The following is a 17,107-nucleotide window of genomic DNA, read 5'->3' on the forward strand; positions in this document are numbered from 1 at the left end:
CCTGCACAGCCTTGTTGCGGCGTTTTTCGTCCGTACGGGCTGCTTTTATCGTCTCCATAGCACTTGACTTGGACGATATGAATAGCTTGTCAGGTGAGAAGAAGGGCCTAAACCCGTAAGGAAAGGGCTACACATGAAAATGTATGAGCCATGGTTCAACGATTCTGAAGAAGTACCAAGAAACGATCGTTGGCCGACAGATGTAGAGGAAAGTTCCAAACATGAGGCCGACTATGAAAACGCCACAGTGTTTCTGTTGCATAAACATAGCGTCTATACGCCTTTAGTCAGACTAGCTAATAGGCTGTATGGAGAGCTGGAGTGGCCGCACAGGGAATTCACAAGCTTGATGCGAAGTAGGAGTCATGTTCTTTGCATGAAGAATAATCTTCGTAGGCTCCTAATTGCTCTAATTTGTGCTTATGCAGAAGATTCCAGGAAGTACGTAATCATGAGCCGAGACAACAATCTTTATACAAGCAGAAATTGGTTCAATCAGTTCGGGGCAATTACTAAGGAGGTCGTGACGTGTGCGGACGTTCTTGAGAGAGCTGGGTATGTAGAAATTGTTTCGGGCAAGTACTTTGAAAACTTCAAGAGACGTTCTCGCATTCGGATGACAGAGAGGCTCGCCCAAATGCTCAGGGGGTTTGATGGGCAACCGAACGAGCTTTATATGTCGGTCAGTGATGAAGCAGACCTCATTCGGTTAAAAGAAAATAAGAGTAAGTATGTTTTCTATGAAGATACGGAGTTTGTTATCGAAGCTAGGAGAAAGCTTGAGATCTATAACAACATGATGAAAAACCATACGGTTGGGCATGCTGGGGCGTTTTGTGAGGATATTAGCGTTTCTCGTGCGGCTCTACATCGTATTTTTAATCAAGATTGGCAATCTGGAGGCAGGTTCTATGGGGCATCCTACCAGCATATGAGGAAGGAAGATCGGAGAGGGTTGCTGCTAGATGATAGTCCAGTGGTTGAAATTGATTACACGGCAACTTTTCCCACATTGGCGTACAACATCCAAGGGATTGATTACTGGAGTGAGTGTGATAAGCGGTTGCCTAAGCCGATGAGCGAACCATACTTCTTTGAGGGCTACAGCTTTCTGCTGGAGGACCAGATAGAGCAGGTTCGGAATTTGCAAAAAAGGATGCTGTGTATACATCTAATGAATGCTAAGCCGGGTGTACCTGTAGGGCAGGTTATAGAAACGACTCGGCAAGCGTTGCAGCGAGAAATCAATCAATCTCGAGCCAAAAACGATGCAATGTTTCCCACGAGTTATCCGTATGGAATCACTTTGAGGGAGTATCTGGAGCGATTTCTAGGGGTCGATGGCCCTCACAAACGATTGGATTGGAGTTCTATAGATGGCATGTTTCTCATGTTCGTAGAGTCAGAAATTGCTGCTCAGATCATGGAGAAATTCACCGATCTAGATAAGCCGGTGTTGATAGTCCATGACTCATTTCTAGCGAAAGAGGAGGATAAGGATCTATTGGAGGAAACAATGAAAAGCGCTTGGGCTGACGCTGTTGCCAAGTACGGTAAAGAAGGTTCTAAAGGCTTTCGATGTGAGTACAAAGTTCTATGAAAATCAATGACTTAGTTGCTTTGAGTTTTGTTGGTTCGAAAGCATGTAGTACTTTTTGTGCGCTATGACTACTACATATATATAGAGATATGGGTGTGTGTGTATTGAACCATTTACCATTACTCAGGAGAGTTTCTATTGGACGTGTCATTGAAGGATAAGTTGATGGCAGAGGAGAACATGGCAGTTGATGCCACAACAGGGTGTTGGAACTGGCTCAGGGGGAAAAATGAGGACGGGTATGGCTATGTCTGGCATCAAGGGAAGATGCATAGAGCATCCAGAGCCTCCTACGAGGCCTTTATAGGGCTGATTGAAGGAGGATTGTTGGTCCTGCACAAGTGCGATAACCGGGCCTGTATCAACCCCGATCATCTGTTCCTAGGTACGCATCAAGACAATGCGGTAGACAGAAATGCCAAGGGTAGGCAGGTGCAGGGCGAGCGACATCCCAATGCGAAGCTGACCTTTGCTCAAGTGGCCGAATATAGACAGTTGAAGCAGGCGATTTCTCAAGAGAGGGGAGAGAGGTACAGTGCGAAGGCGGCAAGAGATGCATTGGGTTTATCAAAGACGATCACTGATCACCTTGATAGCGGTAGGCGTTGGAAAGGGCTGCATAACATAAGCTAGGAGCAGAAATGGGTTAGGGGTGCTTCGAATTTTCCACTTGGAAACCCTTCGTGATCCATTTCGCTGATGCTCTTACTGGAATCCAGGCAATAAACAATGGAAAAGAAATTCCAACAAAAAGCCGGGTGAAATTGATATGAGGGACTATTTCCACAAAACCTTTCGGAATGTCGGCAGATCGCCATTCAGATGGGGAAAAATAAATAAACCATTTGATCGGTGGGATTGATGCAGATGGGATGTAATGTACTCCAGCGAGTGCGCAGCCAATGAGGGTTAGCGTCCAGAGGCAAGACAAAACTATTCCAAACCTGTCCCAGCCGTTTATTTTATGTTGTTGGCGAGATCGCCATTCATAGGCTATAGGCCAGTTCTGCAGCCGGATAAATGTTGCTGTGACACCTATGATATGGAAGAGAATAGCGCTGCCTACCCATATAGGGACACTCTTGTTTGCTTTCGCTGCGAGAACGCCTAATGCATGGAGATAAGTCAGGCCAGATGCAGCCCAAAGTATGATTAAACCTCCAGACAGAACGGGAGGCACGGCTTTATGTATTGCAAGAATTATGAAGCTCATGAAGCATCCGATATACGCCACGAAGCTAAATCTTAGCCGGGTATACGCATTCTGATATTTCTTGCTTGACATTTGTGCTATCGCCTAAAAAACGACTCATAACGTGCTGCGTATCGGAGGTCATGAGGCCGATAGCAGCGAAATATTAGATGATTTGGTAATCATATACCGTGTAATTATATACCGTGGTGTTTTATGGAGCAAAATATAACCATGGGGTATGGCAAGATCTTCTCTTCAAACGGGCAGGCATCCCCTCTTGGTGGCTTTCGGTGCTGCGGTTCGTCGTCGTCGCAAGGAGCTTGGGTACTCACAGGAGGCCTTCGGAGATGTGTGCGGCATAGATCGCAGCTACATGGGTGGAATCGAAAGAGGAGAGCACAACCTTGCTCTGATCAACATCATGCGGATTGTTGCGGCGCTAGGTGTCCAGCCATCGGAGTTCTTCAGAGACTTGGACAGTAACGGCGATGCCCATTAGAAGCCTCTAGGCAGTCGTGATAGGCCTGTCAAGACGTACACGCTAAGTCTGAATTTCGAGAGTGTTGGGAGCCTCCAGGCTCGTCCTGGGCGTCTCAGGGGCAGTTGCGAAGGGGGCCTTTTTCAAAATTTGGTTGCGCCGTAGCAAGGTGCAATTCGTAAATTTGTCTTCCAGGCTCTTTTCCCCCTACCCGGGGGCTATGCTGTTTAGACGGTTTTCTGTAAAATTTAAGGCGTTCTTAGCTCTGGTTGTACGGGCTAGGAGACGTGTAATTCCTTGTCCTTTTCTTGTCCTTTTGAGTGGGACAAACAGCTCAGGAAGAACTGGAATAGCTTGCTGGGCATGGTGCCCACAGAGATTCACACGGCAGGGGTCACTGGTTCGAAACCAGTACCGCCCACCAGGATAAAAAAGCCAGGCTTGTCCATGACAGCCTGGCTTTTGCTTTTTGCGCGCTTTCCCGTGGGACGTCCCGTGTTCGCGGGATTGGCTCCGTGGTGGAGGATCGTCAGAATCTCCAGGCCGGCCACCTGACAGCTGGCTGAATATGTCCTGGAGGTTTTTGCGATGACGATGTTCTGGCCGCGCCTGGCGGCGCTTGCCCCGGCGCTTGCCCTCGCGGCTTGCGTGACCACCGACACCAACAAGCCCGACGTGCAGCGCGGCGCGTTCGGCGTTCCGCTCGACGGCATCCAGGCTTCGGGCATGCGCTACGTCAAGGGCGAGGACAAGATCGTCATCGGAGCCTTCCGCGTGGCCTTCAACCAGACGACCAAGGCATCTTCGCAGCGCAGTTCGTTATTCAGCACCGGTTCTGCGGCGGCCCACATGAGCGGCAAGCTCATGGGCCTGGAGAGTCGCCATTACCAGGCGATCGCCGACGCCGCCTATGCCGATTTCGTCGGCAAGTTGCGCGCGGCCGGCTTCGCCGTGGTCGAGCCGCCGGCGTTGGCCGCGTCGCCGGCGTACACGCGGATGGCCGGCGTGCCCAGCCCCCGGGCGCTCGATTCCTCCACGACCGGCGACGTGCTCATGGTGTCGCCCGGAGGCGTCAAGCTCGTGCTTCTTCCGGGCGAAGAGGGGGTCGCTTCCGCCTTCGGTGGATTCGACGCCAACAGTCCTCCACGCGTTTTCTCCGATCTCGTCAAGGAACAGAACGCCGGGGTCGCCCAGATCACGTATTACATCGATTTCCTCAATGCATCCAGCAGCGGCAAATCGATGGTCGCGGGCGGAAACGCCGTCGTCTCCATGGGACAGGGGCTTTCCGTGCGGGCGGGCAGCGGCATGACCTACACCACGCTGCGCGGCAGCCGGTGCGTCGGCTATTGCCCGGATGCCACCACCTCCGTGAAGCTCGGCCAGGCCGTTCATGCCGAAGAAGCCTATGGCTCTACCCAGGACGTGACCAACTCCGCCGTCAATACGATCGGCGTCATTTCCGGTCTGCTCAGCGGCCAGAGCTTCTCGCGCAAGGATCTCGAAATCCATGCCGATCCCGATCGTTACCGCGAGATCGCGACCAAGCTGCTGGCCGACGCCAACAGCGCGCTGGTTGGCGAGATCGGCAAGGCCCGCTGATCCGGTTTTTCCCGGGCTCCCATTCATTCCGCAGGGAGTGCTGCTCGTGGAACAGCTTGTTCCGTCCATGGCGCGCGAGAGTCTCGCCGCGGCGTGCATCTGCGTCCTGTCCGCCTGCGGCGGCGTCATGCGGCCAGGCGTTCAGGCCCGCCGCTGCAACCCGATCATGACCACCCAGGCCACGCACCAGCCGATCGCGATGCCCAGGCTGTCGGCGAACAGGTCCGCCCATTCCGCCGACCGGTCGGGTGTCAACGACTGCAGCACTTCGATCAGCGCGCCATAGGCCAGGAGGCCCAGCAGGCGGGGCAGCGCCGGCCCCGGATAGGCGAGGCGCGTCAGCGCGGCAAGCACGCCGAAGCCCAGCAGGTGATTGGTCTTGTCCCACCCCGTGGTGGGCAGGGGCGTCGCGGAGGGCAGGAGGGATAGCACGAGTATCCCCAGCAGGGCCGCCCAGAACAGCGGCTTCCATCCGCCGAAGGCGGTCAGGCGTAGATTCATCGGTGTCCGAAGTCAGGCGAAGGGCGGGGAAGCTTCCCCGCCCTTCATTATCGCCGTGCTTCGAGAACGCCCGGTGTCAGTTCGTTTCTTTTTCCAGCAGGTGCCGGTAGATCAGTCCGCCGATCGCGCCGCCGATCAGCGGCACGAGCCAGAACACCCACAACTGCTCCAGCGCCCAACTGCCCTGGTACACGGCCACGGCGGTGCTGCGGGCGGGGTTGACCGAGGTGTTGGTGACCGGGATGCTGATCAGGTGGATGAGGGTAAGCGTCAGGCCGATGGCCAGCGGCGCCATGCCCGCGGGCGCGCGTTTGTCGGTCGCGCCGTGGATCACGATCAGGAAGAAGGCCGTCAGCACCAGTTCGCAGACGATGGCCGCGGCCAGCGTATAGCCGCCCGGGGAGTGTTCGCCGTAGCCGTTGGACGCGAAGCCGGCGCTGGCATCGAAGCCCGCCTTGCCGCTGGCGATGAGGTACAGGACCCCGCCGGCGGCGATGCCGCCCACGACCTGGGCGATGATGTAGGGCACGGCGTCCTTGGCCGGAAGCCGGCCGCCGGCGACCAGGCCCACGGTGACCGCCGGGTTGAAGTGCCCGCCGGAAATGTGTCCGACCGCGTAGGCCATGGTCACCACCGTCAGCCCGAAGGCCAGCGCCACGCCGGCGAATCCGATGCCCAGCTCCGGAAACGCCGCGGCCAGCACGGCGCTGCCGCAGCCACCCAACACCAGCCAGAACGTACCCAGGAATTCCGCGCAAAGCCGTTTGCTCATATCTCCCCCCTGTCGTGCAATGGTTGAGTAGCACGCGGAGCATGCTCCCACTGCGGTTCATGCGCAATCGCGCCGTGATTCTATGGGGCCGGCGCGCAACGGATGGCGCGGCGTTTGGGCTTGTTTAGCGTACGGCCGCCAGGCGGCAAGGGCAGGCCCGGCGCTAAACTGCGTCCACCCTTCGACTCCAGGGCATAGAACCGTGAAACTCGTGCAGATCTTCCAGCCCGGCGGGCCCGATGCGCTCGTCATTTCCACCGTGACGGAGCCCGAGCCCGGCCCGGGGCAGGTCCGCGTCGCCGCGCGCGCCATAGGCGTGGGCCGGCCGGACGTGCTGATGCGCAACGGCACCTACAAATGGATGCCGCCGCTGCCGGCGACGCCGGGCGGGGAGATGGCCGGCGTGATCGATGCGGTGGGCGAGGGGGTCGCGCCGGAACTGGCCGGCCGGCGCGTGCTGGTCAGCGCGCGGGAGCTGGCCCAGCGCGGCGGCTGCTATGCCGAAGCGATCTGCGTGCCGGCCGATGCGCCGTTCGAATTGCCGGCGGCCATCCCTTTCGAGGCCGCGCTCAGCCTGCCCAACTTCCTGATGGCCGATGCGCTGTTGAATCGCTGCAATCCGGGCGTGCGGGCGCGGCGTGTCCTGTTGACCGGTGCCGCCGGCGGTGTGGCGTCGGCCGTCATCCAGCTGGCCCGGCTGCAGGGCAGCGAGGTCATTGGCGTAGTCAGTTCCGCCGACAAGGCGGCCTTTGCCATGGCCATGGGCGCCGCGCACGTGATCGACCGCCTGCACGAATCCATCCCCGAGCGTGTCATGGCGCTGACCGGCGGCGAAGGCGTGGACCTGGCCCTGGATCACATCGGCGCGGGCATCCTGGTGGATTGCCTGCGCGCACTGGCGCCGTTCGGGATGGCCGTCTCCTACAACATCGTGGGCGGACCGCCGCAGCCGGAGATCTTCGGGGAACTGCGCAAGCTGGTGGGCCGCAGCCTCGCGCTGCGCTGCTTTTCCATCCATAGCTTCGACCATGACCGCGCCACGCGGCGCGCGGCCACCGAGCGCCTGATCGGCCTGATGGCCGAAGGCCGCATCACGCCGCCCGCGGCCACCCGCATGCCGCTCGATGCCGTCCGGGATGCCCATCGCATCCTCGATGCCGGCGAAACCATAGGCAAGATCATCCTGGTCCCCTGACCCCTGGGAAAGCCGGCCCGGGTTTCAATGCTGGCAGCCGGGGTATTGCCTGATGGGGGAGGGGGGCAGGCTACTATGGCGGCCATCCGCGATACCGCACGTTCCAGGAGCGAAACATGCCCCCAGCCCCCATGCGCCTGCCCGTCTACATGGACTACAGCGCCACGACGCCGGTGGACCCGCGCGTCGTCGACGCCATGGTGCCCTATCTCTACGAGAAGTTCGGCAATCCCGCCTCGCGCAGCCACGCCTACGGCTGGGAGGCCGAGGAGGCCGTCGAGGCCGCGCGCGGCCATGTCGCGGCGCTGCTGAACGCCGATCCCCGCGAGATCGTCTGGACCTCGGGCGCCACCGAAGGCAACAACCTCGCCATCAAGGGCGCCGCGCATTTCTACGCCGAGCGCGGCAAGCACATCATCACGGTCAAGACCGAGCACAAGGCGGTGCTGGATACGTTCCGCGAACTGGAGCGCCAGGGCTTCGAGGCTACCTACCTGGAGGTGGACGAGGACGGCCTGCTGCCGATCGGGCGCCTGGCGGCGGCCATCCGGCCGGACACCATCCTGGTCTCGGTCATGCTGGTCAACAACGAGATCGGCGTGATCCAGGACGTGGAGGCCATCGGCAAGCTGTGCCGGGAGCGCGGGGTGCTGTACCACTGCGACGCGGTACAGGGGGCGGGCAAGGTGCCCATCGACGTCCAGGCGCTCCCGGTCGATCTGCTGACCGTGACGGCGCACAAGGTCTATGGTCCCAAGGGCATAGGCGCGCTGTACGTGCGGCGCAAGCCGCGCGTGCGCATCGAGGCGCAGATGCACGGCGGCGGCCACGAGCGCGGCATGCGTTCGGGCACGCTGGCCACGCACCAGATCGTTGGCATGGGCGAGGCCTTCCGGCTGGCCAGGCTGGAAATGCAGCTGGAATCGGCCCGAGTCGGCAAGCTGCGCGACAAGCTGCTGGCCGGCCTGTCGGAGATGCCCGAGGTCTACGTGAACGGCAGCCTCGAACATCGCGTGCCGCACAACCTCAACCTGAGCTTCAACTTCGTCGAAGGCGAATCGCTCATCATGGCGATCAAGGACGTCGCCGTGTCGTCGGGGTCGGCCTGTACCTCGGCATCGCTGGAGCCGTCTTTCGTGCTGCGCGCCCTGGGCCGCAGCGACGAACTGGCGCACAGCTCGATCCGCTTCACGCTGGGCCGCTTCTCCACCGAGCAGGAAGTCGATTTCGTCGTCGACCTGATCAAGGGCAAGGTCGCCAGGCTGCGCGAACTCAGCCCGCTCTGGGAGATGTACCAGGACGGCGTGGACCTGAGCACCATCCAGTGGGCCGCCCACTGAGCGGCAGGGCCGGGCCGGCGGCGCGGCCGCCATTTCGTCTGTCGAAATAGTTGAAGAAACCCCGGCGTGCCCAAGGCCGGCGGGGCTATGCTGCGAAGGTCCGTCGTTTCCCGCCGCGCAGCGCGGCCTTGCCTCTCATGTCCGATTCTTCCGTTTCCCGCGCCCGGCGCGCCCTGTCCGGCATCCGCGTCCTCGATCTCACCTCGGCGGTGGTCGGGCCCTACGCCGCCAAGATCATGGCCGATCATGGTGCCGACGTGATCAAGGTCGAGGCCGCCGATGGCGACGTCATCCGCTGGATCGCCGGGCCTTCCCCCACACCCGGCATGTCGGGCAAATTCGTGCACCTGAACCGCGGCAAGCGCAGCATCGTGCTGGACCTGAAGCAGCCGCCAGGCCGCGAGGCCGTCATGAGGCTGGTGGCGCGCGCCGACGTGCTGCTGGTCAATATGCGGCCGCAGGCCGTCGAGCGCCTCGGGCTGGACTACGACAGCGTGGCGCGTACCAACCCGCGGCTGGTGTATTGCGCGATGGTCGGCTTCGGCCCCGGGCCCTACCGCGACACGCCGGCCTACGATTCCATCATCCAGGGTGGCGCCGGCGTCGCCGCGCTGTCCGAGATGGCGACCGGCGTGCCTCGCTACGTGCCCTACGTGGTGGCGGACCGCACCGTGGGCCTCATGGCCCTCAATGCCGTCATGATGGCGCTGTTCCAGCGGGAACGCACCGGCGCCGGCCAGTGCGTGGAAGTCCCCATGTTCGAGAACATGGCGGCCCTGATGCTGAGCGAGCATCTGTATGGCGCGACCTTCGAGCCGCCGCTGTCGCCGCCCGGCGACCTGCGCCTGATCGATCCGCAGGCCAGCCCCGTCAAGACGGCGGACGGCTACGTCTGCCTGACGACCAATACCGACGCCCAGGCTTTCGCGCTGATGCGGGTCATGGGGCATCCCGAGATGCAGGCCGACCCGCGCTTCAGCACCAAGCAGGCCCGCGCCGCCCACAGCCGCGAGTACTTCGGCATCCGGGCGGAAGCGATTGCCCGGCGCACGACCGCCGAATGGCTGGCGTTGCTGAAGGAGGCGGATATCCCGGCCATGCCCTACAACACGCTGGACAGCCTGCGTTCGGATCCGCACATCGTGGCCTCCGGCCTGTTGCGCGAGATCGAGCATCCCACCGAAGGGAAAATGTGGGACTTGGCGGATCCCACGCGCATGAGCGGCCGGGACGACGCGCCGTCCCGGCCGGCACCGAAGCTGGGCGAGCATGGCGCAGAGATCCTGGCCGAGGCGGGTTATTCGCCGGAAGAGATCGTGGCGTTGGCCGGGGCCGGCGCGCTGGGGCCATCGGCGGCCTGATCCGGGTCCCGCAGCGGGGCGTGGGCCTCGAGAATTTCCGCCGCGGTCTGCCGCAGGATGGGGATGTGGTGGTCCAGGAAGTCCGGCGTCATCGTTGAGCCGAAGGTGGTCATGCTCAGCACGGCCAGCAGTTCGCCGTTTTCGGCCACCGGCACGGCGCAGGTCGCGCTATCCCACTGCGCGGTGGGCTGTCGGACCGCATACGCGCGGGTCCGCGTGGTGTCCAGGACGGCCTGGAGTTCGGCGGACGCGCCTCCGGGCAGCAGGAAGCGCCGTTCGGGTTCCGAGCAGAAGGCCAGGTAGGCCAGGCCGACCGAAGAGTGCGTCATCGGGTGGCGGCGTCCGTACGTGGTGGGCAGGTAGGCCAGGGGGCTGTAGGGCATGGTGCTGTAGCGCACGGCCATGCGGTCGCCGTCCAGGGTCGACAGGCCCAGCGGCCATTTGATGCGGCGCGTTGCCCGGATCATGCAGGGAATGGCCGCGTCCACGATGAGCAGCCGTTCCGAGCAGCCGTCGCTCAGGTCGCGCACCTTGCCGGTCAGCTGGTAGCTGCCCCGGGCGTCCACTTCGCGCACGTAGCCTTCTTCCCGCAGCGTTTCCAGGATGCGGAAGACGGTGGGTTTGGGCAGGCCCGTGTCCCGGTGCAGGTCCGCCAGCGTGGAGTGCATGCGCGCGTTCATCGCGCGCAGTACCGCCAGCCCCCGGGAGATGGACCGTATCATCGCCGCCGTGCTCGGTCAGGTCCGCGCGGGCGCGCCGGACGCCCTGTGCTCAGGCATCGCGCCGCGGGGTATAGCGGGAGACCGGCGGCCGTTCGAAGATCAGGTCCCAGACGCCGTGGCCCAGCCTCAGGCCGCGGGTCTCGAACTTGGTCTGCGGCCGCCAGGCCGGACGCTCGGCATAGCCTTCGCAGGTATTGCACAGCCGGGGTTCGCCGCTCAGCACTTCCAGCATCTGTTCCGCATACGGCTGCCAATCGGTCGCGCAATGCAGATAGGCGCCCGGAGCGAGGCGGGTGGCCAGCAGTTCGATGAAAGCGGGCTGGATCAACCGTCGCTTGTGGTGCCGTTTCTTGGGCCACGGGTCGGGAAAATAGATATGCACGCCCGCCAGCGAGGCAGGCGGAATCATGTCGCGCATGACTTCCACCGCGTCGTGCTGGACGATGCGCACGTTGCGCAGGCCCGAGTCCTCGATGCGCCGGAGCATGGCGCCCACGCCGGCGTTGAAGACCTCCACGCCCAGGAAATTGCGCTCGGGCTGGGCCAGGGCGATTTTCTGGGTGGTTTCGCCCATGCCGAAGCCGATCTCCAGCACGGTTGGCGCCTCGCGGCCGAAGACCTGGGCGAACGAGACGTGCCGGTCCGTATAGGGCAGGGACCAGGCACCGGTCAGCGTTTCCAGCGCTTCTTTCTGGCTGAGCGTGATGTGGCCGCGCCGGTGGACGAAGCTGCGGATGTGGGTGCCCGGCCGCGTGGCCTTGGGCGGTTCGCCGCCGGCCAGGGCCGGATCGGCGGCCAGGGTGGGCAGGGCGGGGGAAGACGTGGTCATGGTCATCGTGATCCTAGCCTCCGCCGACGGCGACGACGATTTCGAGCCGGTCGCCGTTGGCGATGAGGGTGTGCTGGTGCGCGCTGCGCGGGACGATTTCGCCATTGCGCTCGATGGCCACGCGCTTGCCCGCGTAGCCCAGCGCCTGGATCAGATCGGCCACCGAGGAGGCTGCCTCGATGGTGCGCGGTTCCCCGTTCAATACGATATTCATGAGCGCGATTTTAGTCGGTCTGGGGCGAGTGGTGCGGCAAGCTCCGAGTCAGGTCGGTAACGGAGTGCGGAATGTGGGGGTCATTCATCCGACTGTTTTACTGGGGTTAACCCTATGGACCCGTTTCCAGGTGTGACCTACTATGTATTTATGCCATATATAAATCATCGTTTTATATGTGGCACAAACCGGAATCATTCGGTTTTCTTCCTATCCTTTGCCGGCGGGATGCTTCCCGCGCCATGCCGGGCCCGCCGCGATCGCCGGTGGCCACAACTGGAGTCCTTTCATGAAACGTCGCGAATTCCTCGGCAGCGCCGCTGCCGCCGCCGCCACGCTGTTGCCGCTGCCGGGACTGGTGTCCGTGGTGCACGCCCAGGGCAAGGGCAAGCTGACCTTCCTGACGCCGTCGTCGTTCTCGCTGGCCTTCTCGCCGGTGCTGTATGCGTCGGTGGCCGGCTACTTCGCCAAGGAAGGCCTGGACCTGAAGGTCGAGGCCGGACGCGGCGCCGCCCAGGTCGTCCAGCTGACCGCGGCCAAGCAGGTGCAGACCGGCCGTACCGGCGGCGCCAACTACATGATGGCGCGCGTCAACAGCAATGCGCCGGTCATCGCCATCGCCACCATCGCCCAGCGGTCGCCGTTCGCGGTGATCTCATCCAAGGACGCCCCGATCCGCACGCCGCAGGACCTGGCGGGCAAGGTCATCGGAGTGCAGTCGGCGGGCGGCTCGATGGAAGCCACGCTGGACCTGATGCTGATGCGTGCCAAGGTCGATCCCAAGTCGGTGCGCCGCGAGCGGGTGGCCGACTCCGCCGCCTCCTTCGGCATGATCCAGTCCAAGCGTGTGCAGGGCTTCCTGGGCAATGCCAGCTCGGCCATCCGCCTGACCGCCCAGAACTTCCCCGTCTCGACCATGCAGATGGATGACGGCGTGCCGGGGCAGGTGTACGTGGCCGAGGAAGCCGAACTGGCCGCCAACAAGGACGCCTACGTGGCTTTCCTGCGCGCGGCCTATCGCTCGGCCCAGGAACTGATCGCGATGGACGACGCGGCGTTGCAGAAGGCCGTGGCGCTGATGCGCGGCAAGTACGACATCCCCGGATCGGACAACACGCCGATCGCGCTGGCCGACATGCGCGCCAACCGCGAGCTGTGGGCGGCCGCGAACCCCAGGCAGGTCCTGCGCTGCAACGAGGCGCAGTGGACCGAGGGCGAGTCGCTGCTGCGCCAGGCCGGCCTGCTCAAGCAGCCGACCACCAAGCCGCTGTACACCAACGACATCTGGGAGGCCGCCAATGGCTGACAACGCCGTGCGCGCGGTACCGCCGGCCGGTAACGTGCATGCCCTGGACGCCGGCCGCGGACCAGTGGTCCGCGTGGACGGCGTGTCCAAGCGCTTCGAAACCAAGTCGGGCACGGTCCAGGCCCTCGAAGGCATCCGCCAGTCCATCGGCGCGGGCGAGTTCGTCGCCATCGTCGGGCCGTCGGGCTGCGGCAAGTCGACCCTGCTGCGCATCCTGTGCGGCCTCGAAGAGCCCACCCAGGGCAAGATCGACTGGGGCCGGGAAGGCCAGGCGCCGCGCATGGGCGTGGCTTTCCAGGAGCATCGCCTGCTGCCCTGGCTCAGCGTCGAGCAGAACATCATGCTGCCCCGGCTCATGCAGGGCCGGGCCTCGGCCGCCGACGTCGACCGCGCGCGCGCGTTGTGCAAGCTGGTCGGCCTGACCGGGTTCGAGAAGCGTCGTCCGGCCGAACTGTCGGGCGGCATGAAGCAGCGCGCCTCGGTGGCGCGCGCGCTGTTCACCGATCCCGAGCTGCTGCTCCTGGACGAGCCGTTCGGCGCGCTGGATGCGCTCACGCGTGAGCAGATCACCGCCGATACCGAACGCATCTGGACCGAGCAGGGGTTCGCCGCGCTGCTGATCACCCACTCGATCAGCGAGGCCGTGCACCTGGCCGACCGCGTGATCGTGATGTCGGCCCGTCCCGGCCGCGTGGTGGCCGAATTCAAGATCGACCTGCCGCGTCCCCGCACGGAAGCCCTCGGTTCGCCCGAGTTCGGCAAGTTGTGCAGCGATATCCGGAAAAAACTGGAGCTCTGACCCGACATGAAACGACTCGCTCTACAAGTATCCGCCGTGGCGGCGTTCTTCCTGATCTGGAAGGGATACGTGCATTTCTTCGAGGTGTCGCCGCTGGTGCTGCCGGCGCCCGAACTGGTCGTGGTGGCCCTGTTCCGCCTGCTCGGTTCCACGGACACCTATTACCACCTGGGCATTACGCTGACCGAATGCCTCGGGGGCTTCCTGTTCGCCATCGTGTTCGGCACCATCGTCGGTCAGCTCCTGGGCCGCGTCGCCATTCTCGACACCGTGTTCAAGCCCTTCGTGATCGCCTTGCAGGTCACGCCCAAGGTCGCGCTGATCCCGTTGTTCATCCTGTGGTTCGGCTTCGGGCTGGAATCCAAGATCATCGTCTCGGCGGTGCTGGCCTTTTTCCCCGTGTTCGCCAACAGCTACCTGGGCGCGAAATCGGTGGACCGCGGCCTGTCCGAGGTGTTCACGGTGGGGCGGGCCACGCAGTCCCGGCGTTTTCGCCTGCTGGTCGTTCCCAGTTCGCTGCCCTACATCCTGACCGGGATGGAAATGGCCATCGTGCTGGCCATCATCGGCGCGGTGGTGGGCGAATTCGTGGCCGGCACGCGCGGCCTGGGCTACCTGGCCACCATCAAGCTGCAGGAGCTCGAGGTCGACACCTTGTTCGCCGTCGTGCTGTTGCTGGCGGCCATCGGCTTCTCGCTGTATTTCGCCGTGGGTTCGCTGCGCAAGGTGATGATTCCCTGGCACGAGTCCGCCAACCGGGTCTCGATCTGATGACCGGGCATCGCCACTGATGCGGGCGCTGGACGAATTGCGGGCGGCGGTGGGCGGGGATGTCGTCCGGTCCGCCGCCGACATTCCCGAGCGCCATCTGCGCGATTGGGTGGTCGCCGCCGGGCCCGGCGATGAGCCGCTGGCCCTGGCCCTGCCGCGTACGGCCGACGAGGTCTCGCGCCTGCTGGCCTGCTGTTCCCGGTTGCGGGTGCCCGTCGTGCCGCAGGGCGGCCTGACAGGGTTGTCCGGGGGCGCGACGCCCGTGGATGGCTGCGTGCTGCTGTCGCTGCAGCGCATGCAGGGCATCGAGGAAACGGATGCCGGGTCGGGCACCCTGACCGTGCTGGCCGGTACGCCCCTGCAGCGCGTGCAGGAGGCGGCCGAAGCCGCCGGCTGGATGTTCCCGCTCGACATCGGCGCCCGCGGTTCGTGCAGCATAGGCGGCAATGCCGCCACCAACGCGGGCGGCAACCGCGTGCTGCGCTACGGCATGATGCGCGACCTGGTCCTGGGGCTGGAGGCGGTGCTGCCCGACGGCACCATCGTATCCTCGCTCAATCGGATGCAGAAGAACAATGCCGGCTTCGACCTGAAGCAGCTTTTCATCGGCAGCGAGGGCACGCTGGGCGTCATCACCCGCCTGGTGCTGCGCCTGGTGCCCCGGCCCGCCAGCCAGAACACCGCGCTGTGCGCGCTGACCGGCTACGCCGCCGCGAGCCGCCTCCTGCGCCTGGCCCGCACCAGGCTGGGTCCGGCGCTGTCGGCGTTCGAATTGATGTGGCCGGATTTCTACGGGCTGGCGCTGGCGCATGCCGCGCGCCAGGGCCGCGGGACCGCGCCACTGGCGGCGGATCACGGACTCTACCTGCTGATCGAGTCCTCGGGCTTCGAACCGGAAAGGGATGCCGACCCGTTCACCGCGCTGATCGAGGCGGCGATCGAGGAAGGCTTGGTCGAGGACGCCGCGCTCGCGCAGTCGCTGCGCGACACCCAGGCCTTCTGGGAACTGCGCGAGTCCGGCAGCGACTTCCTGCCCGCGCTCGGCCCGCGCGTGGGGTTCGATATCAGCGTCCCCACGGGCCGGATCGGCGATTTCGTCGACACTTGTCGCGAGCGCTTGGGCGCGGGGTGGCCGTCCCTGCGCACCATTGCCTTCGGCCACGCCGGCGATGGCAATATCCATTTCATCGTACAGGTGGACGACCGGCCATTGCCCGTGCACGAGATCGAAGAAGTGGTCTACGGCTGCGTGCAGGCGCTGGGAGGTTCCATTGCCGCCGAACATGGCGTCGGGCTGCACAAGCGGGCGTTCCTGCACTATTCCCGCTCGGCGTCCGAGATCGCGCTGATGCGTACGATCAAGGCCGCGGTGGATCCGCTGGGAATCATGAATCCGGGGAAAGTGGTGGCTGCGGCCGGCTAGCCGGCATTCGCTTCCAGGCAGGCCCGGGCGCTGGCGACGAAGTTGCGCGCGCCCGCATGGTCGCTGTCCTTGCGCCAGGCCAGCGACACCTCGACCCGGGCGGCGGGGTGCGTGGCCGACAGGGGCACGAACCTGACGCGCTGGTGCCTGAGCGCGAGCAGGTCGCCCGGGACGATGCCCACGCCTGTCCCCGCGGCAACGACCGAAAGCATGCTCGAGACCTGCGCGCACTCCTGGATGATGGTGGGATGGAAGCCGGATCCCAGGCACAGGGCCATCAGCGAGGCATAGGCGGCGGGAACGTGATCTCGGCCGAACACGACGAATCTGGCATCGCGCAGGTCGGAGATGGTGATCCGTTTCCGGCCCGACAGTGGATGGCCGGCCGGCAGCGCGGCCACCAGTTCGTCGGTCGTCAGCAGATGCGTCTCCAGATCGTCCTGGGGACCGAAGAACGGTGTGCGCAGGAGGCCCAGGTCTATGCGCTGGTCGGCGAAGGCGGCGAGCTGTTCCAGCGTGCTCATTTCGAACAATTGCAGCTCGACGTCCGGACAGACCCCGCGGAAGTGTTCCACGAGCCGGGGCATGAGCCCGTATCCACAGGTGCCCAGAAAGCCGATCGTCAGCTTGCCCGCCTTGCCATGCGCCGCGGCGCGCGTTTGTTCGACGGCATGGCCGATCTGCTGCAACAGGCGTTCGCCTTCCGCCAGGAAAGTGTGCCCCGCCGGAGTCAGGCTGACGCCGCCTCGCCCGCGGTGCAGCAGGCGTACGCCCAGGTGGCGTTCGAGCTTGCCGACGGCGTAGCTCAAGGCGGGCTGCGCGATGTGCAGCCGCTCGGCGGCACGGCCGAAATTCAGCGATTCGGCAACGGCAATGAATTGCCTCAGGATCTTCTCGCTGATCATATAAATATTTTATTGGTTGTCGAAAAGGATGTATTGGACCGCCATTTGGCGCCGCTGCTAGGATCCCCGCCTTCATCGCATACAAGAGAACAAG

General features: G+C 63.3%; 18 protein-coding genes. 11 read left to right on the forward strand and 7 right to left on the reverse strand.

Annotated features, from left to right (window positions below; genetic code table 11):
- Positions 1–451: 451 nt before the first annotated feature.
- Both AC1Q6E_RS23255 and AC1Q6E_RS23260 read left to right on the forward strand, forming a co-directional pair.
- Positions 452–1,600: a hypothetical protein gene (locus tag AC1Q6E_RS23255; RefSeq protein WP_492573591.1), complete on the forward strand. Its 1,149-nt coding sequence runs from the start codon at positions 452–454 to the stop codon at positions 1,598–1,600.
- Positions 1,601–1,765: 165 nt separating this feature from the next.
- Positions 1,766–2,233, forward strand: a complete 468-nt coding sequence (locus tag AC1Q6E_RS23260) for an HNH endonuclease signature motif containing protein (protein ID WP_492573592.1) — start codon at positions 1,766–1,768, stop codon at positions 2,231–2,233.
- 13 nt (positions 2,234–2,246) lie between these two features.
- On the opposite strand, the gene AC1Q6E_RS23265 is transcribed toward AC1Q6E_RS23260, so the two are convergent.
- Positions 2,247–2,813, reverse strand: coding sequence for a hypothetical protein (locus AC1Q6E_RS23265; RefSeq protein WP_492573593.1), 567 nt, complete (start codon positions 2,811–2,813; stop codon positions 2,247–2,249).
- A gap of 220 nt (positions 2,814–3,033) precedes the next feature.
- On the opposite strand from AC1Q6E_RS23265, the gene AC1Q6E_RS23270 reads away from it, so the two are divergent.
- Together AC1Q6E_RS23270 and AC1Q6E_RS23275 are read left to right on the forward strand one after the other, a co-directional pair.
- Complete coding sequence (locus AC1Q6E_RS23270; protein ID WP_492573594.1) at positions 3,034–3,294, forward strand: helix-turn-helix domain-containing protein; 261 nt, start codon at positions 3,034–3,036, stop codon at positions 3,292–3,294.
- Positions 3,295–3,861: 567 nt separating this feature from the next.
- Entirely contained in the window at positions 3,862–4,875 is a 1,014-nt protein-coding gene (locus AC1Q6E_RS23275) for a hypothetical protein (protein ID WP_152799452.1), read from the forward strand.
- Between the two features lie 141 nt (positions 4,876–5,016).
- Here the strand turns inward: AC1Q6E_RS23275 and AC1Q6E_RS23280 are convergent, their stop codons facing one another.
- Complete coding sequence (locus AC1Q6E_RS23280; protein WP_492573595.1) at positions 5,017–5,376, reverse strand: VanZ family protein; 360 nt, start codon at positions 5,374–5,376, stop codon at positions 5,017–5,019.
- Positions 5,377–5,452: 76 nt separating this feature from the next.
- Positions 5,453–6,148: an aquaporin Z gene (gene aqpZ / locus AC1Q6E_RS23285; protein ID WP_296555907.1), complete on the reverse strand. Its 696-nt coding sequence runs from the start codon at positions 6,146–6,148 to the stop codon at positions 5,453–5,455.
- A gap of 202 nt (positions 6,149–6,350) precedes the next feature.
- On the opposite strand from aqpZ, the gene AC1Q6E_RS23290 reads away from it, so the two are divergent.
- The 3 genes from AC1Q6E_RS23290 (at position 6,351) to AC1Q6E_RS23300 (ending at position 10,044) form a co-directional block, all read left to right on the forward strand.
- A complete protein-coding gene (locus tag AC1Q6E_RS23290) occupies positions 6,351–7,343 on the forward strand; it encodes a zinc-dependent alcohol dehydrogenase family protein (RefSeq protein ID WP_492573596.1) in 993 nt (330 codons plus the stop codon).
- Positions 7,344–7,459: 116 nt separating this feature from the next.
- Positions 7,460–8,683, forward strand: a complete 1,224-nt coding sequence (locus tag AC1Q6E_RS23295; RefSeq protein ID WP_296555905.1) for an IscS subfamily cysteine desulfurase — start codon at positions 7,460–7,462, stop codon at positions 8,681–8,683.
- Positions 8,684–8,820: 137 nt separating this feature from the next.
- Positions 8,821–10,044, forward strand: coding sequence for a CaiB/BaiF CoA transferase family protein (locus AC1Q6E_RS23300; protein WP_492573597.1), 1,224 nt, complete (start codon positions 8,821–8,823; stop codon positions 10,042–10,044).
- Here AC1Q6E_RS23300 and AC1Q6E_RS23305 read toward each other — a convergent pair.
- Genes AC1Q6E_RS23305 through thiS form a run of 3 tightly spaced genes read right to left on the reverse strand, consistent with a single transcriptional unit; the run spans position 9,981 to position 11,809 of the window.
- Positions 9,981–10,766 carry a helix-turn-helix domain-containing protein gene (locus tag AC1Q6E_RS23305; RefSeq protein WP_296555904.1) on the reverse strand — a complete coding sequence of 262 codons (786 nt, stop codon included), beginning with the start codon at positions 10,764–10,766 and terminating at the stop codon, positions 9,981–9,983. The genes AC1Q6E_RS23300 and AC1Q6E_RS23305 overlap by 64 nt on opposite strands.
- Before the next feature lie 49 nt (positions 10,767–10,815).
- Positions 10,816–11,595, reverse strand: a complete 780-nt coding sequence (trmB, locus tag AC1Q6E_RS23310) for a tRNA (guanosine(46)-N7)-methyltransferase TrmB (protein WP_492573598.1) — start codon at positions 11,593–11,595, stop codon at positions 10,816–10,818.
- A gap of 13 nt (positions 11,596–11,608) precedes the next feature.
- Entirely contained in the window at positions 11,609–11,809 is a 201-nt protein-coding gene (thiS, locus tag AC1Q6E_RS23315; protein ID WP_124690894.1) for a sulfur carrier protein ThiS, read from the reverse strand.
- Between the two features lie 289 nt (positions 11,810–12,098).
- Between thiS and AC1Q6E_RS23320 the strand changes: the two genes are divergently transcribed.
- The 4 genes from AC1Q6E_RS23320 to AC1Q6E_RS23335 are packed head-to-tail and all read left to right on the forward strand — an operon-like array spanning position 12,099 to position 16,108.
- A complete protein-coding gene (locus AC1Q6E_RS23320; protein ID WP_492573599.1) occupies positions 12,099–13,115 on the forward strand; it encodes an ABC transporter substrate-binding protein in 1,017 nt (338 codons plus the stop codon).
- Positions 13,108–13,914 carry an ABC transporter ATP-binding protein gene (locus AC1Q6E_RS23325; RefSeq protein ID WP_152792970.1) on the forward strand — a complete coding sequence of 269 codons (807 nt, stop codon included), beginning with the start codon at positions 13,108–13,110 and terminating at the stop codon, positions 13,912–13,914. The genes AC1Q6E_RS23320 and AC1Q6E_RS23325 overlap by 8 nt, the downstream gene beginning before the upstream one ends.
- A 6-nt stretch (positions 13,915–13,920) precedes the next feature.
- Positions 13,921–14,685, forward strand: a complete 765-nt coding sequence (locus AC1Q6E_RS23330; RefSeq protein ID WP_152792969.1) for an ABC transporter permease — start codon at positions 13,921–13,923, stop codon at positions 14,683–14,685.
- Between the two features lie 19 nt (positions 14,686–14,704).
- Complete coding sequence (locus AC1Q6E_RS23335; RefSeq protein WP_152792968.1) at positions 14,705–16,108, forward strand: FAD-binding oxidoreductase; 1,404 nt, start codon at positions 14,705–14,707, stop codon at positions 16,106–16,108.
- On the opposite strand, the gene AC1Q6E_RS23340 is transcribed toward AC1Q6E_RS23335, so the two are convergent.
- Positions 16,105–17,013, reverse strand: coding sequence for a LysR family transcriptional regulator (locus AC1Q6E_RS23340; RefSeq protein WP_492573600.1), 909 nt, complete (start codon positions 17,011–17,013; stop codon positions 16,105–16,107). The genes AC1Q6E_RS23335 and AC1Q6E_RS23340 overlap by 4 nt on opposite strands.
- Positions 17,014–17,107: the final 94 nt, after the last annotated feature.

The sequence above is a fragment of the Pigmentiphaga sp. MLSB6-MA01 genome (assembly GCF_058793475.1).

Bases quoted from the DNA above. Each gene is read 5' to 3' on its own strand.
- AC1Q6E_RS23255 (WP_492573591.1), top strand. From the start codon at position 452: ATGAGCCGAGACAACAATCTTTATACAAGCAGAAATTGGTTCAATCAG.
- AC1Q6E_RS23260 (WP_492573592.1), top strand. From the start codon at position 1,766: ATGGCAGAGGAGAACATGGCAGTTGATGCCACAACAGGGTGTTGGAAC.
- AC1Q6E_RS23265 (WP_492573593.1), bottom strand. From the start codon at position 2,813: ATGAGCTTCATAATTCTTGCAATACATAAAGCCGTGCCTCCCGTTCTG.
- AC1Q6E_RS23270 (WP_492573594.1), top strand. From the start codon at position 3,034: ATGGCAAGATCTTCTCTTCAAACGGGCAGGCATCCCCTCTTGGTGGCT.
- AC1Q6E_RS23275 (WP_152799452.1), top strand. From the start codon at position 3,862: ATGACGATGTTCTGGCCGCGCCTGGCGGCGCTTGCCCCGGCGCTTGCC.
- AC1Q6E_RS23280 (WP_492573595.1), bottom strand. From the start codon at position 5,376: ATGAATCTACGCCTGACCGCCTTCGGCGGATGGAAGCCGCTGTTCTGG.
- aqpZ (WP_296555907.1), bottom strand. From the start codon at position 6,148: ATGAGCAAACGGCTTTGCGCGGAATTCCTGGGTACGTTCTGGCTGGTG.
- AC1Q6E_RS23295 (WP_296555905.1), top strand. From the start codon at position 7,460: ATGCCCCCAGCCCCCATGCGCCTGCCCGTCTACATGGACTACAGCGCC.
- AC1Q6E_RS23300 (WP_492573597.1), top strand. From the start codon at position 8,821: ATGTCCGATTCTTCCGTTTCCCGCGCCCGGCGCGCCCTGTCCGGCATC.
- AC1Q6E_RS23305 (WP_296555904.1), bottom strand. From the start codon at position 10,766: ATGATACGGTCCATCTCCCGGGGGCTGGCGGTACTGCGCGCGATGAAC.
- trmB (WP_492573598.1), bottom strand. From the start codon at position 11,595: ATGACCACGTCTTCCCCCGCCCTGCCCACCCTGGCCGCCGATCCGGCC.
- thiS (WP_124690894.1), bottom strand. From the start codon at position 11,809: ATGAATATCGTATTGAACGGGGAACCGCGCACCATCGAGGCAGCCTCC.
- AC1Q6E_RS23320 (WP_492573599.1), top strand. From the start codon at position 12,099: ATGAAACGTCGCGAATTCCTCGGCAGCGCCGCTGCCGCCGCCGCCACG.
- AC1Q6E_RS23325 (WP_152792970.1), top strand. From the start codon at position 13,108: ATGGCTGACAACGCCGTGCGCGCGGTACCGCCGGCCGGTAACGTGCAT.
- AC1Q6E_RS23330 (WP_152792969.1), top strand. From the start codon at position 13,921: ATGAAACGACTCGCTCTACAAGTATCCGCCGTGGCGGCGTTCTTCCTG.
- AC1Q6E_RS23335 (WP_152792968.1), top strand. From the start codon at position 14,705: ATGCGGGCGCTGGACGAATTGCGGGCGGCGGTGGGCGGGGATGTCGTC.
- AC1Q6E_RS23340 (WP_492573600.1), bottom strand. From the start codon at position 17,013: ATGATCAGCGAGAAGATCCTGAGGCAATTCATTGCCGTTGCCGAATCG.